This window comes from Streptococcus suis, assembly GCF_002960425.1.
Lineage (GTDB): Bacteria > Bacillota > Bacilli > Lactobacillales > Streptococcaceae > Streptococcus > Streptococcus suis_S.
On sequence record NZ_POIZ01000087.1, the window covers coordinates 13,325 to 27,665 of the forward strand.

A 14,341-nucleotide genomic window follows, 5' to 3' on the forward strand; every position below is an offset into this window, starting at 1 on the left:
ACCTGTTCATCTTGCCCATTTCCCCAACAAATGCTATACTAGAAGATGAAAAAATGTAAGGAGTATGAAAAAACATGGAAACATTACCAAATTGTCCAAAATGTCATTCTGAATATGTCTACGAAGACGGAGCTCTCTTGGTCTGCCCTGAGTGTGCTTACGAGTGGAACCCAGCTGAGGTGGCTGAGGAAGAAAGTGGTCCAGTAGCCATCGACGCAAACGGGAATCGTTTGGCAGATGGAGATACGGTAACTTTAATCAAGGATTTGAAAGTTAAGGGTGCGCCTAAGGATTTGAAACAAGGTACACGTGTTAAGGGGATTCGTATCGTTGAAGGTGATCACAATATCGACTGTAAAATTGATGGTTTTGGTGCCATGAAGTTGAAGTCAGAATTCGTTAAGAAAATCTAAGAGAAAGGGCTGGTCAATCCAGTCTTTTGTCGTATGTGAAAGGATAGTATGAAGAATCAAACTTTTTTATTTTATAGTAGATGCTTGTTAGCAGTTCTGGCGATTACTGGGACGGCTCTTGAAATTATCAAATATGGTATCGGTATGCTGATGTACTACACGGTACTTTCTAATTTGTTGGTTTCAGTGTTTGCGGTCTATATTGTTTATGCCATGTACAAGGGGCTTGACTTGCAGACGGCAAAGTTTTTGCGAATCAAGGCTGCGGTGACCATGTCCATCATGATTACCTGTGTGGTTTATCATTTCATGTTGGCACCTTTGGCAGATGATTTTTGGCGCGTGGAGAATCTACTTTGTCATTACATTGTTCCCCTTTATTTCCTGCTAGATACCTTGCTTGTGGACCGACAGCGACAGTACAAGTGGTTTGACCCAATCTGGTGGACCATTTTGCCTGTCCTTTATATGATTTTTGGTCTAGTCAACGGTCTCTTTATCAAAATTCCCATTCCTGATGCCAAGGACAGTCCCTTTGCCTATTTCTTCCTCAATGTGCCCAAGTATGGCTGGGCTTATGTCCTGACTTATGCAGGTACCATCTTTGTTGCTTACCTGATTTGTGGCTTTATTTTGGCAGGTGTAAAATCCCTAAATGTCCGTCGCAGTCTGCTGAACAGGTAAAATTCTCAGCAAAATCCGAAGATTTTCGTAAATTTTACGGTAAGAATTTGTTTACGTAGAAAATTTGTGCTATACTTCTCTTAATCAATCCTTTAAAACCTGTCCAGAGAGGCAGACAAGGAGCAATGTGTTAAGTAGGTTAGTCTGTATACTAGCCCATATTTTCATGGTCTCCTTGTATAAAGGGGACTTTTTCTATATTTTTTGGAGGTCTTTATGAAGACAAAAGAAATCGTTGACGATATGACCATGAAGCGGGCCATCACCCGTATCACTTATGAAATTATCGAGCGGAACAAGAATTTGGAAAATATTGTTCTGGCTGGTATTAAGACGCGTGGTGTCTTTATTGCTAAGCGCATTCAGGAAAGGCTCAAACAGTTGGAGGGGATTGACGTTCCACTGTGTGAACTGGATACCAAGCCTTTCCGTGATGATGTGAAAGTAGAAGAAGATACAACCAGTATGACTGCTGATGTCAATGAGCGTGATGTTATTTTAGTGGACGATGTGCTCTATACAGGTCGGACCATTCGTGCGGCGATTGATAATGTGGTTTCCTTGGGACGTCCAGCCCGCGTCAGTCTGGCTGTTCTGGTAGACCGTGGGCACAGAGAATTACCAATTCGAGCGGACTATGTTGGTAAGAACATTCCGACCAGCCGTTCGGAAGAAATCATTGTTCACATGGCTGAAATCGATGGTCAGGATTCCGTCCTACTAGTCGAGGGAGCTTAGTCGTTCATCTTTCAAATCAATATTCTACATCCAAATCATAAAGGCAGGTATCATCATGACAATTACAAATGGTAAAGTTTCACTCAAACACTTGGTTACAATGGAAACTCTTTCAAATGAAGAGGTACTAGGGCTCATTCAACGGGGGATTGCTTTCAAGGGTGGGGAAAAGGTGGAGTTGGATAGGAAGTATTATGCTTCTAACCTTTTCTTCGAGGATTCAACTCGGACGCACAAGTCTTTTGAAATGGCAGAGCTCCGTTTGGATATGGGCATGATTGACTTTGATGCGCGTACCAGTTCGGTCAATAAGGGTGAGACTCTATATGATACCATTTTGACCATGTCAGCCTTGGGAGTCGACATCTGTGTCATTCGTCACTCGGAAGTGGATTATTACAAGCAGTTGATTGATAGTCCGACCATTCAGACATCGATTGTCAATGGTGGGGATGGTTCTGGTCAACACCCAAGCCAGTCCTTGCTGGATTTGATGACTATTTATGAGGAATTTGGAACTTTTGAAGGCTTGAAGATTGCCATTGCAGGTGATATTACACATTCACGTGTTGCTAAGTCAAATATGCAAATCTTGAAGCGTTTGGGGGCTGAAATTTTCTTTGCAGGACCAGAGGAGTGGTACGCAGAGGAATTTGATGTCTATGGTCAACATGTGACTATTGATGATATTGTTGATACGGTGGATGTCTTGATGTTGCTTCGTGTGCAACATGAGCGTCATGACGGAGCGGGTAGTTTTTCTAAAGAAACCTATAATCGTTTGCATGGCTTGACCGATGCACGTTATAAACGCTTGAAAGATAGGGCTATTGTCATGCACCCTGCTCCTGTCAATCGTGATGTAGAAATTGATGACCACTTGGTAGAGGCGCCAAAATCACGCATTGTTCGTCAAATGCAAAATGGTGTATTTGTTCGGATGGCGATTTTGGAAGCAATTGTCAATGGCAAGGCTTAGGCTTTAACTGTTTAGGAATTTGTTAGACTTATCTTATTTAATGTCAACCTGTGAGTTGACGAATAGAAAGGCAAGGGACGGGTCAATGGTTGCAAGCAACTCATTTCCCTACGCCTGGGAGTGGGAAAGAACTCGAAAATAAAAAAGAGTTCGTCAACAAGTCTTTAATTTAAGTTGTTGAGCTGAAACAGTCTATTCCCAGACTGTTTCACTCCCACCTCCGCATAGTTCCAACTGTCTGGGAGACAGTTGGAAGTTGGAAATAGAGCGAACACAGTTCGCATCAGTCGTAGAGGTTAAATTTGGAGTATAGAATACGAACAAATTTATCATTCAACCACTGCGCTGAGATGTTGACACCTGCTCTTAGAAATGGTGATATACTTTAAGGCTATCCCTTGCACTAGTTTGTACAGTCAATTATGATCGAATTGATTGTACAAACGTCGGACTATTATTTAATTCTATCCGGAGAGATAGGAAATAGAAAGGAGAAGGGGTATTTTTTGCTCGGATTTTGTAATTGAATTCGGGCTACGGACTGGGTCAAAAAGATAGTTTTTCCTCGAACGCAAGCGTTCTTGGTCAAACTCCTATTTTGCCTGTGTCCGCTTAACGCCCTTAATATCTTATTATTATGTCAAAAAGACGTTTGATTTTAGAAGATGGTACTATTTTTGAAGGGGAGGCCTTCGGTGCTGATATGGATGTGACTGGTGAGTTGGTTTTCTCAACTGGGATGACAGGTTATCAGGAATCTATCACGGACCAGTCTTATAATGGTCAGATTTTAACCTTTACCTATCCCTTGGTAGGAAATTACGGGATTAACCGTGATGATTACGAGTCAATCAAGCCGACTTGTAAGGGTGTTGTGGTTAGCGAGTGGGCCCGTCGAGCAAGCAACTGGCGTAATCAGATGACTTTGGATGAATTTTTGAAGGCTAAGAAAATCCCAGCTATCTCTGGCATTGACACACGCGCCCTAACTAAAATTATTCGACAGCACGGTACCATGAAGGCAACCTTGGCAAATGTCGGTGATTCTGTGGAGCATTTGACAGACCAGTTGAGAGCGACTGTTTTGCCAACCAACAACATCCAGCAAGTATCTACAAAGACGGCCTATCCTGCGCCTGGAGTTGGACGTAGTGTAGTTCTAGTCGATTTTGGCTTAAAACATTCTATTCTTCGTGAATTGGCCAAGCGTGATTGCAATGTGACAGTTGTTCCTTACGACACAACGGCTGAGGAAATTCTTGCCCTCAATCCAGATGGCGTCATGCTTTCGAACGGTCCTGGAAACCCAGATGATGTTCCTGAAGCCTTGGATATGATTCGTGGCATTCTTGGGAAAATTCCAATTTTTGGTATCTGTATGGGGCACCAACTCTTTGCTAAAGCAAATGGGGCAACCACTTACAAGATGAAGTTTGGTCATCGTGGTTTTAATCATGCGGTGCGTGAAATTGCGACAGGTCGAGTGGACTTTACCAGTCAGAACCATGGTTACGCTGTGGCTCGTGAGGATTTGCCAGAATGTTTGATGATTACTCACGAGGAAATCAATGACAAATCAGTAGAAGGGGTACGCCACAAGTACCATCCAGGTTTTTCTGTTCAATTCCACCCGGATGCAGCACCTGGTCCACACGATGCAAGTTATCTTTTCGATGAATTTATGGATTTGATGGATTCGTTTAAAAAAGGGCAGTAAGGTCTAACTACTATCGAACTAAACCTTACTGCGTCGGACTATTATTTAATTCTATCCGGAGAGATAGAAAATAGATAGGCAAGGGACAGGTCAATGGTTGCAGGCAACTCATTTCCCTACGCCTGCCTCTATGGAGGTCAGGCTATCCCTTGCACTAGTTTGAAAACTAAAGTAATATCGACTTTAGTTTTCAAACGTCGGACTTATCTTATTTAATGTCGCTCAGAGAGGCGACGAATAGAAAGGAGTAGGGTGTTCTGTTGCTCGGATTGTGTAATTGAATTCGGGCTACGGACTGGGTCAAAAAGATAGTTTTTCCTCGAACGCAAGGTTCTTGGTCAAACTCCTATTTTGACTGTGTCCGCTTAACGCCCTTAATATCTTAAAATTATGCCAAAACGTACGGATATTAAGAAAATTATGGTGATTGGGTCTGGTCCGATTATTATCGGTCAGGCTGCGGAGTTTGATTATGCTGGGACTCAGGCTTGTTTGGCTTTGAAGGAAGAAGGCTATAGTGTTGTCCTGGTCAATTCAAACCCTGCGACCATCATGACTGACAAGGAAATTGCGGACAAGGTCTATATTGAACCTATTACGCTTGAATTTGTCACACGGATTTTACGGAAGGAGCGTCCAGATGCTCTCTTGCCAACTCTTGGTGGTCAGACAGGTCTCAATATGGCCATGGAATTATCTAAGGCTGGTATTTTAGATGAGCTTGGGGTTGAGTTGTTGGGAACTAAACTGTCTGCAATTGATCAGGCAGAGGACCGCGACCTCTTCAAACAACTCATGGAAGACCTCAATCAGCCTATTCCTGAGTCAACGATTGTGACGACAGTTGAAGAATCCTTGGAATTTGCTGCTGAAATTGGCTATCCTGTCATCGTTCGTCCAGCCTTCACGCTGGGTGGAACTGGTGGTGGTATGTGTGCCAATGAAGAAGAGTTGCGTGAGATTGCTGAAAATGGTTTGAAATTGTCACCAGTGACCCAGTGTTTGATTGAGCGTTCGATTGCTGGTTTCAAGGAAATCGAATACGAAGTCATGCGTGATGCGGCTGACAATGCCTTGGTCGTATGTAACATGGAAAACTTTGACCCTGTGGGAATTCATACAGGAGATTCTATCGTATTTGCCCCAACGCAGACGCTTTCGGATATTGAAAACCAGATGTTGCGTGATGCCAGTCTCAGCATTATTCGCGCCCTCAAAATCGAAGGGGGCTGTAATGTGCAGTTGGCGCTGGATCCACATAGTTTCAAATACTATGTCATCGAAGTCAATCCTCGTGTGTCCCGTTCGTCTGCCTTGGCATCGAAAGCGACAGGTTATCCTATTGCCAAATTGGCAGCAAAAATTGCGGTTGGCTTGACCTTGGATGAAATGGTGAACCCTGTTACAGGAACAACCTATGCCATGTTTGAGCCTGCTCTTGACTACGTTGTGGCAAAAATTCCACGTTTCCCGTTTGATAAGTTTGAAAAAGGGGAGCGCCGCCTTGGAACACAGATGAAGGCAACTGGAGAGGTCATGGCCATCGGTCGTAACATTGAAGAAAGCCTACTCAAGGCCTGCCGTTCCTTGGAAATCGGTGTTTACCACAATGAAATGCCAGAACTCAGCCAAGTGACAGATGACCAAATGGTTGAAAAGATTGTCAAGGCTCAAGATGACCGACTCTTCTATCTTTCAGAAGCCCTTCGCCGTGGCTATACAGTAGAAGAATTGGCTCAGTTGACCAAGATTGATGTCTTCTTCCTCGATAAATTGCTTCATATCTTAGAAATCGAGCAGGAATTGGCAATCAATCACGATAATATTGATTTATTGAAAAAAGCCAAGAAATACGGTTTTGCAGACCGCAAGATTGCAGAACTCTGGGGCAGAACTGAATCCTACATTCGTCAACTGCGGACAGAGCACAAAATTGTCCCTGTTTACAAGATGGTGGACACTTGTGCGGCTGAGTTCGAAAGTACAACGCCATATTTCTATTCAACCTATGAGTGGGAAAATGAGTCCATCCGTTCGGAGAAAGAGTCTGTTTTGGTGCTGGGTTCTGGTCCAATTCGTATCGGACAAGGTGTGGAGTTTGACTATGCGACGGTGCATTCTGTCAAGGCTATTCAGGCAGCTGGCTACGAAGCCATCATTATGAACTCAAACCCTGAAACTGTGTCAACTGACTTTTCGGTTTCGGACAAGCTTTACTTTGAGCCATTGACCTTGGAAGATGTCTTGAATGTGATTGACCTTGAGAAACCAAAAGGGGTTATCGTTCAGTTCGGTGGCCAGACGGCCATCAATTTGGCAGAACCATTGGCCAAAGCAGGCATTCCAATCTTGGGGACACAGGTGGCGGATTTGGATAGAGCTGAAGACAGGGATTTATTTGAAAAAGCCCTGAAAGACCTAGGGATTCCACAGCCACCAGGCCAAACCGCAACCAACGAAGAGGAAGCTCTTGAAGCGGCCCGCAAAATTGGGTTCCCGGTGCTTGTTCGTCCCTCTTATGTCTTGGGCGGTCGTGCTATGGAAATTGTCGAAAATGAAGCAGACTTACGTTCCTATATGAGAACGGCGGTTAAGGCTTCGCCAGAGCACCCAGTTTTGGTGGATTCTTACATCGTCGGTCGTGAGTGTGAAGTGGATGCTATTTCAGATGGTAAGGATGTCTTGATTCCGGGTATTATGGAGCATATCGAGCGCGCTGGGGTTCACTCAGGTGACTCTATGGCAGTTTATCCCCCACAAACCTTGTCTAAAGAGGTACAGGCGACCATTGCAGACTACACCAAACGCTTGGCAATCGGTCTTAACTGCATCGGTATGATGAATATCCAGTTTGTTATTAAGGATGAGACGGTCTATGTCATTGAGGTCAATCCTCGTGCCAGTCGTACGGTGCCATTCTTGTCCAAAGTCACAGACATTCCAATGGCTCAGGTTGCAACCAAATTGATTTTGGGACAAAGCCTTGCGGAACTTGGTTACCAAGACGGTCTTTATCCTGAGAGCAAGCAAGTGCACGTCAAGGCACCGGTCTTCTCGTTCACAAAACTAGCTAAAGTTGACAGTTTGTTAGGACCTGAAATGAAATCTACTGGTGAGATTATGGGGTCAGACTTGACGTTGGAGAAAGCACTTTATAAGGCTTTTGAAGCAAGCTATCAACACCTATCTGAGTTTGGCAACGTTGTATTTACCATTGCGGATGAAGACAAGGAAGAAGCTCTTGGACTTGCCCAACGCTTCCATGAACTAGGCTATGGTCTGCTAGCTACGGCAGGTACAGCTACCTATCTGGCTGATAAGGGACTATCCGTGACAACTGTTGGCAAATTGGGCGATGCAGCTTATCAAGATATTCCAAGTCTTGTTCGGGCAGGTAAGGTCCAGGCTATTATCAATACGGTTGGTAAAAAACGTGTAGCCGATGGCGACGGTCAGGTCATTCGAAGCTCTGCTATTGAAGGAGGAATTCCACTCTTTACAGCCCTTGATACAGCAGAAGCTATGATTAAGGTGTTGGAAAGCCGTAGCTTTATGACACAGGCAATATAGTATAATTAGAAAATAGCAATATAGACGACTTCGCAAGAGGTCGTCTTTTTGATATAATAGAGTTGTAATTATAACTAGTAGATCGGCAAGGTAAATAAGGGAATAAAATGAAAATGGAAAAAATGACAGTAGAAGAGTTCTTACAACTGAAGAAGGATGCTCAGGTATCCTTGCTTCTATTTATTGTTTTTGGAGTTTTCTTGTTTTCAAGTATGTTTTATATTACAGCGATTGGGGCGAGAACACAAATGTACAATTCACTTGTGACGATGGTGTTTCTATCTGTGTTGATGAGTGCAGTCAGACCCTATGTTTTTTCCAAAAATATCTTAGAGAAAAAACAACCTGAGCTGAAACAGTATTCGACAAAGGGCTACTCAGTTTCTAGTGCCTTTCTAAAAAGGGTTTTTCTAGTTTATTCGGTTGCGATTATTGTGGTTGTATTCGGTTTTGCTTCTGCCTACGCAACTCGGGTTGAGACCATCCTTCCCGATGATACTTTACCAAGTCTGGAACAGAAGTCTATTATTGAATTAGAGCTTGAGGAAGATCAATGACAAAGCAAGAATTACTGAATTTTGTGGAAGCTCACCAATCTGAAATAGGGGCATTTACTATTATGCCAGGAAGAAAATTTGGAGGGCAATTTACTCTCGGCTACTATTTTGATGAGGAATCACAAAAATATAAAGTGTATGAAATGAGTGAGAGACAAGTCATGTTTATACGAGAAGAGTGTTCTGATGAAGCTGAAGCGATGGAGAAACTATATGAATGGATTGTTTTTAAATTTCATATAACTGAAAAGCTTATTTAGATTTATCCATAGACTCGATCGAAATTATAGAGGCCTCTGTTTAGGGACTTCAAAGCCAACTTTCTCACATTGAAGTCTCAAGCCCAAGCCAAATTCAGCTCAACGCTCGTCAGGGTCAGGATTTTGTGGACTTGCAAACGGTTGAGTTTGGTAAAATCGCCAGCAAGGTCGAGAATAACATCACGATCAAGATGACGGTTGATGGCGTTGAGCAGAAAATCCGAGTGGATGCGATTGGTTTTGACGAGGCAGGCAACATCCGCATTCAGGAATACACGACTGCTCAGAGTGGTTTGAAGTCTAGTCGCCAGAACCTCTTGGAAGACTTGTCCAAGTACGGCGGCACCATTGTCGGCGCAGGCAAGGGTGACTTTGTCGGCGGTGTTGAGATACCCAAGGGCACACGGATTGATGTCGTGTCGCAGAAGACGAATAACATTGTTATTGATAAGCATAGCAACACGTTTGAGGTAATCACCTTAGAAAATGGGGAAACTGCCTATCTGTCTAAATCAACAGACTTTAACGGGAACCCCCTTCCTGTTAGATCGCTGGATTATTTGAAACCAGACGGAACCATTAATTGGCCGCCAAAAGGAACAGATGGATTTGTCGTGGATTCCTCAGGGGTTCCAAAAACAAGTGATGCAAATCTAACAACAGGAATGTTGGTGGACCGATATGGCGAGTCAGGTGGAACGTTTGTCAGTCCAATTATTGATGGAGATTCGTATCCATATGAATCCCGGGGATTGCCTTACCCAGAAAGTTATCAACAGAAGCATACATATGAAGTAGTTATGGATATTAATAAGGCGAATTATGAAGAGGCGTTCAGTAAATTGACACCGGCTGAACAGACCGACTTGCTTGGGAAAATGGAACGGTATAAGTTTTCCGCGGAGGATATTTACAACCCACAAATCGGAGAAATCGCAGAGGTATTCGGAGCAGGTGGCGGAAAGCAGATTAAGCTGGGTACGAGTGTTTCTATTTATGAAAAGCTAGGTTTTTTAAGGGAGGTGACTAACTAATGTCAGTTTTATTGCAACAAAGACAACTGCTACAAGAAGAAATAGAACGTCGTAATTATCAAACCTTACGCTATTCTATCTTAGGAGACAAAAGTCTAGACGAGTGGCAAGTTCGTATTGATTTTGATGACAACAATCAGGTGTACCAAGTTTATGCGACACTGGATCGTGCATCCGTTAGAGGAAAATATGAATTTAATGATTTTGAAGAAGCAAAAAATAAGTTTTTGCGCCTTCTTGATTTAACAGTGTCATCCAATAAATTCAATGTAGAACAGGGAGAAACGCCCGAATACTATTCTCCATTATGGAGTTTAAGTAAACCCATTTCCTTGGATACAACAACCATCGACTCTATCGGCGTTGTGGACGGTCATCTTGAATTATTACTAGCAGATGGGAACGAATGGCTTACTGACACTGAACAAGACCACCTCCTCAAACTCCAGGAGAAGCTGAACAACTACATCCACTTTATCGAAAGCAAGCAGTATGTGGACAGCTACGGGGATGACTTTACAGAAAAGGTTATCAATCTGACTTTTCAGTATGCCCCATCAGATAGCGGTCTTGCTTTCCTTGTGCAAGTTCAAAAAGTATTACAGCCAACAGATATTCGTTTGAAGGTTGTTGTGCCAGAGTAGAGCCTTTTCTACAAAATGAAGACAGTATTTTCTGTATTTCTGGTAAAATAGACTTATGAAAGTAATCGTTACAACAAGTTTGGGAATGGATGAGCACTTGGTCCAAAAGGCAAAAAATCTGGCGAAAGAGTTAGGGTTTGCCTACTGTGACCGACGGAAGCAAGCTGTGAAGGTCTTTCTCAAGCAAGCGGATGCAGTCTTGGTAGTCTATAAGGATCGATTGGTCATTGAACAAAAAGAAGGGCAAAAACTCTTTTTCCACCCCGATACCGCTATGTTGCGTATCAAGTCTGGACGCGATCCACTTTTGGAGTTAGTGGGGGAGGGCAGGAAATCAATTCTAGACTGTACTATGGGCTTAGCTTCAGATAGTATTGTGCTAGCTAGTGCAGGTCATCATGTGACAGCCTTGGAGAGTTCTCAGCTCATTCATTTTATCGTGAGCCTGGGCCTACAAAAGTTTGATTGTGGGAAATCAGAGGTTAATCAAGCTATGCGGTCTATTCAGACCCTTTGGACAGATAGTTTGACATATTTGAAAGAACAGGCGGATCAATCTGTTGATGTTATATACCTTGACCCCATGTTTTCGCAAGAGATTACGGAGTCTGACAATCTTGACGGACTGAAACCCTTTGCTGATTACACAGCCCTATCTGAAGAATTTTTGAGCGAATGCAAGCGCGTGGCCAGAAAGAAAATTATTATCAAGGCTCATTTTAGAGATGAAGTTTTTGAAGAATTCGGCTTTGAACGTCATGTCAGACCCAATCAAAAATTTCATTATGGAGAAATCATTTTGGAGGAAAATGATGAAAATTTTAGTAACAGGTTTTGATCCCTTTGGTGGTGAGGCCATCAATCCAGCTTTAGAAACCATCAAGTCCTTACCCCCTACCATAGCAGGTGCAGAGATTATAATTGTCGAAGTTCCGACTGTTTTTGATAAGGCTGCTCGTGTTTTAGAAGAAAAAATGGCAGAATATCAACCCGATGCAGTGCTTTGCATTGGACAAGCAGGGGGACGTGTAGATTTGACACCCGAGCGTGTGGCCATCAACCAGGATGATGCTCGCATTCCTGACAATGAGGGGCAACAACCCATTGACAAGACCATTCGTTCAGATGGACCAGCAGCATATTTTTCAACCCTACCTATCAAGGCCATGGTCGAAGCCATTCGTTCTGTGGGCATTCCAGCTTCTGTTTCAAACACCGCCGGCACCTTTGTCTGCAACCATCTCATGTATCAGGCCCTGTATCTGGCTGAAAAATCCTTTCCTAATACTAAGGCAGGCTTCCTCCATATTCCCTATCTTCCTGAGCAGGTCGTGGACAAGCCAGGTGTTCCGTCCATGTCCCTTGAGGTGATAGTCAAAGGGATAGAAGCGGCCATTTCAGCCATTGTAGCATATGAGGACAAGGAAGACATCAAAACTGTTGGAGGGGCGACGCATTGATGGATGGAAAATGGCAGAGCAGGCAACGTGTTGAGCAGATGGAAAGCATATTTAATCGTCAACTCCAGCTCTTTTCAAGCATACGGGCTCTCCTTGAACAAGTTGAAACCAGCCAATCGGCTTATCTGGACTTGCTAGAGTATTATCAAAGCCCAACCTTCTTAGAAGATATGGATTTGGCTGATAGGGGGGAATTTAAAAATCTTCCCTGCGGTGTCTTGAGTGAGGATGGCGTCTATAATCTGCTTGTAGATAGAAAAGAATTGGCGACTAAGCTAAGAGAATGTGCAGACTTCCTGGATGTGTAAGATTGGAGAAGATATGGCAAATAGGATTGAGGAAGTCTTAGAATTATATCAGCAAGTTGTCTTGGAAAAGGATGTGGACTTGATGTTGTCCTTGTATTGTGATGATGTTGTCATTTACGATGTGGCTGGGTAATGGTCCCTGTCTGGCAAGCAGGACTTGTCAAAGATGGTTGCGGCTTGGTTTCAGGATATTGGGTCAGATAGGGTAGAAGGAGCTATTCAAATCTGGAAATCCAATCCTCCCAGACCTGTGTCTTTGCCTATTTTGATGCGACTTTTTCAAAAATTGGCCGTGAGCAGTCTGTCACAGACCGTTTCACACTGGGGCTTATTTACGACAAAGACTGGAAAATCAAACACCAGCACGCTAGCCATCCATTAGAAATCAGTCATTAAGGTTTGCGTAAATAATATTATGTAAACAAAGATAAACTACTTTCATCTCATTGAGAGTAGTTTTTGTCTTTTTCAGTCATTTTCTGATATACTGGAATAGTTTTCACACCTAAGTATCGGAGAAAATCTATTTACTACAAAATTAGACAGGAGTTAATTGATATTTTCCGTCATCTATGTCAATACAAAGGCGTGGAAATTATTGAGGGACACATGATGCCAGACCATGTTCATATGCTTGTCTTGATCCCACCGAAACTTTCGATTTCCGATTTTATGGAATATTTGAAAAGCAAAAGTGCTCTAATGATATTTGATAAACATGCCAATTTAAAATATGAGTATGGAAATCGAAAGTTTTGGGCTAGAGGCTACTATGTTAGTACCGTTGGGCTGAACGAAAAGACAGTTGCGAAATATATTCGCGAGTAAACAACTAATCTGGGAGATTAGTTGTTCAATGACATTGCACTTGATTCTTGAGTGTCAAAGAGTATGAAGACCCATTTTCAGATGGCAGTTTTAGAACAAAATAAAAGCCCGTTGTTACGGGCTTTAGTCAAGTAATTATAGCACTAACCTGAACGAAGTTCAGCGAACGTCTTTAGACGTCGCTGGAGAGAAACGGCTTATAGCCGGTGTACAAGCCACCCGTTTTCACGGGTGGTTATGACTTATTGGTATTGCAAACGTTTTCGTTGTGGGGTATAATAGAAAAAATGCTGTCTAAAGATTAGGAGAAAGACATGAAAAGTTACAAAAACTATATCTTCGATTTTTATGGTACATTGGTTGATATTCGTACAGATGAGAATAAACTAGAGGTCTGGAATCAGCTAACGCAGATTTACAATGCTTTTGGTTGTTCCTATCGGCCGCATCAGTTGAAAAATGCCTATCATCGTTTTGTAGAAGAGGCGGAGAGATCTCTCGCGGAAACAGTGAGTTATCAGTATGTCGAAATTGATTTAGAAACAATCTTCATTCGTCTATTAACGGATGCACCAAATGAAAACCAAAGTACCAATAAGCCGACTGATTTAGAGACTTTTGGACAAGTAGTAGCCACGATTTTCCGCGTGCTTTCACGTGAAAAGTTAGAGGCTTATGAAAATACCTTAACTAGTCTACAGACATTAAAGGATAGAGAAGCGCGATTATTTATTCTCTCCAATGCTCAACGAATTTTTACTCAGGCAGAAATTGAACAGACAGGTTGTGCTGATTTGATGGAAAAAATTTATATCTCTTCTGACTTTAAGATGAAGAAGCCTGAACCAGCATTTCTTCAACTGGTTTTAGAGGAAAATAATCTTGATGTTGAGGAAACGGTTATGGTTGGTAATGATTTGACATCCGATATAGCTATTGCTCATGAATTGGGAATGGATTCCATTTTGCTGAATACTTTCCCGTATAGTCAGGAAGAAATCGACTCTTATAGGAGACTTGGTTGGAATTTTGAGGTTGTTGGAGATATAGCGGAGCTATTGTAAATAAGCGATAGAACAGTAAAGAATAAACATAAAATATATTATGTAAACAATCGTAAACTACTTTCATCTCATTGAGAGTAGTTTT

At 42.6% G+C, this 14,341-nt stretch carries 14 protein-coding genes and 1 pseudogene; all 15 read left to right on the plus strand.

Translation table 11 applies throughout. The features are described from left to right. Positions 1-74: 74 nt before the first annotated feature. The 15 genes and pseudogenes from C1G57_RS09655 to C1G57_RS09725 all read left to right on the plus strand — a co-directional run bounded on the left by C1G57_RS09655 (position 75) and on the right by C1G57_RS09725 (position 14,256). Positions 75-413 (plus strand): zinc ribbon domain-containing protein YjdM, encoded by a 339-nt coding sequence (locus tag C1G57_RS09655; protein ID WP_105114706.1) that lies wholly within the window; start codon positions 75-77, stop codon positions 411-413. A gap of 48 nt (positions 414-461) precedes the next feature. Next, positions 462-1,097, plus strand: a complete 636-nt coding sequence (locus tag C1G57_RS09660) for a Pr6Pr family membrane protein (protein WP_105114707.1) — start codon at positions 462-464, stop codon at positions 1,095-1,097. 216 nt (positions 1,098-1,313) lie between these two features. Next, the gene (gene pyrR, locus C1G57_RS09665; RefSeq protein WP_105114708.1) at positions 1,314-1,835 is read left to right on the plus strand and encodes a bifunctional pyr operon transcriptional regulator/uracil phosphoribosyltransferase PyrR; all 522 of its coding nucleotides are present in this window, start codon (positions 1,314-1,316) and stop codon (positions 1,833-1,835) included. Positions 1,836-1,890: 55 nt separating this feature from the next. Continuing rightward, complete coding sequence (locus C1G57_RS09670) at positions 1,891-2,814, plus strand: aspartate carbamoyltransferase catalytic subunit (protein ID WP_105114709.1); 924 nt, start codon at positions 1,891-1,893, stop codon at positions 2,812-2,814. 637 nt (positions 2,815-3,451) lie between these two features. Beyond that, on the plus strand, positions 3,452-4,531 hold the full coding sequence (locus C1G57_RS09675; protein WP_105114710.1) for a carbamoyl phosphate synthase small subunit: 1,080 nt from the start codon (positions 3,452-3,454) through the stop codon (positions 4,529-4,531). A gap of 390 nt (positions 4,532-4,921) precedes the next feature. Continuing rightward, positions 4,922-8,101, plus strand: a complete 3,180-nt coding sequence (carB, locus tag C1G57_RS09680; RefSeq protein WP_105114711.1) for a carbamoyl-phosphate synthase large subunit — start codon at positions 4,922-4,924, stop codon at positions 8,099-8,101. A 113-nt stretch (positions 8,102-8,214) separates the two neighbouring features. Further along, a complete protein-coding gene (locus C1G57_RS09685; RefSeq protein ID WP_161941148.1) occupies positions 8,215-8,658 on the plus strand; it encodes a hypothetical protein in 444 nt (147 codons plus the stop codon). After that, positions 8,655-8,918: a hypothetical protein gene (locus tag C1G57_RS09690; RefSeq protein WP_193434487.1), complete on the plus strand. Its 264-nt coding sequence runs from the start codon at positions 8,655-8,657 to the stop codon at positions 8,916-8,918. Before C1G57_RS09685 ends, C1G57_RS09690 begins: the two co-directional genes overlap by 4 nt. A gap of 125 nt (positions 8,919-9,043) precedes the next feature. Beyond that, on the plus strand, positions 9,044-9,952 hold the full coding sequence (locus tag C1G57_RS09695; RefSeq protein ID WP_238595298.1) for a glycohydrolase toxin TNT-related protein: 909 nt from the start codon (positions 9,044-9,046) through the stop codon (positions 9,950-9,952). Next, complete coding sequence (locus C1G57_RS09700) at positions 9,952-10,596, plus strand: Imm59 family immunity protein (protein ID WP_105114713.1); 645 nt, start codon at positions 9,952-9,954, stop codon at positions 10,594-10,596. The genes C1G57_RS09695 and C1G57_RS09700 overlap by 1 nt, the downstream gene beginning before the upstream one ends. Positions 10,597-10,651: 55 nt before the next feature. Then, on the plus strand, positions 10,652-11,434 hold the full coding sequence (locus C1G57_RS09705) for a class I SAM-dependent methyltransferase (RefSeq protein WP_105114714.1): 783 nt from the start codon (positions 10,652-10,654) through the stop codon (positions 11,432-11,434). Next, on the plus strand, positions 11,409-12,056 hold the full coding sequence (gene pcp / locus C1G57_RS09710) for a pyroglutamyl-peptidase I (RefSeq protein ID WP_105114715.1): 648 nt from the start codon (positions 11,409-11,411) through the stop codon (positions 12,054-12,056). The genes C1G57_RS09705 and pcp overlap by 26 nt, the downstream gene beginning before the upstream one ends. Further along, on the plus strand, positions 12,056-12,364 hold the full coding sequence (locus tag C1G57_RS09715; RefSeq protein WP_105114716.1) for a DUF4298 domain-containing protein: 309 nt from the start codon (positions 12,056-12,058) through the stop codon (positions 12,362-12,364). The genes pcp and C1G57_RS09715 overlap by 1 nt, the downstream gene beginning before the upstream one ends. 492 nt (positions 12,365-12,856) lie before the next feature. Further along, positions 12,857-13,296 (plus strand): annotated as a pseudogene (gene tnpA / locus C1G57_RS09720) (IS200/IS605 family transposase). Between the two features lie 210 nt (positions 13,297-13,506). Further along, on the plus strand, positions 13,507-14,256 hold the full coding sequence (locus tag C1G57_RS09725) for an HAD family hydrolase (RefSeq protein ID WP_105114717.1): 750 nt from the start codon (positions 13,507-13,509) through the stop codon (positions 14,254-14,256). The last annotated feature ends 85 nt before the right edge of the window (positions 14,257-14,341 follow it).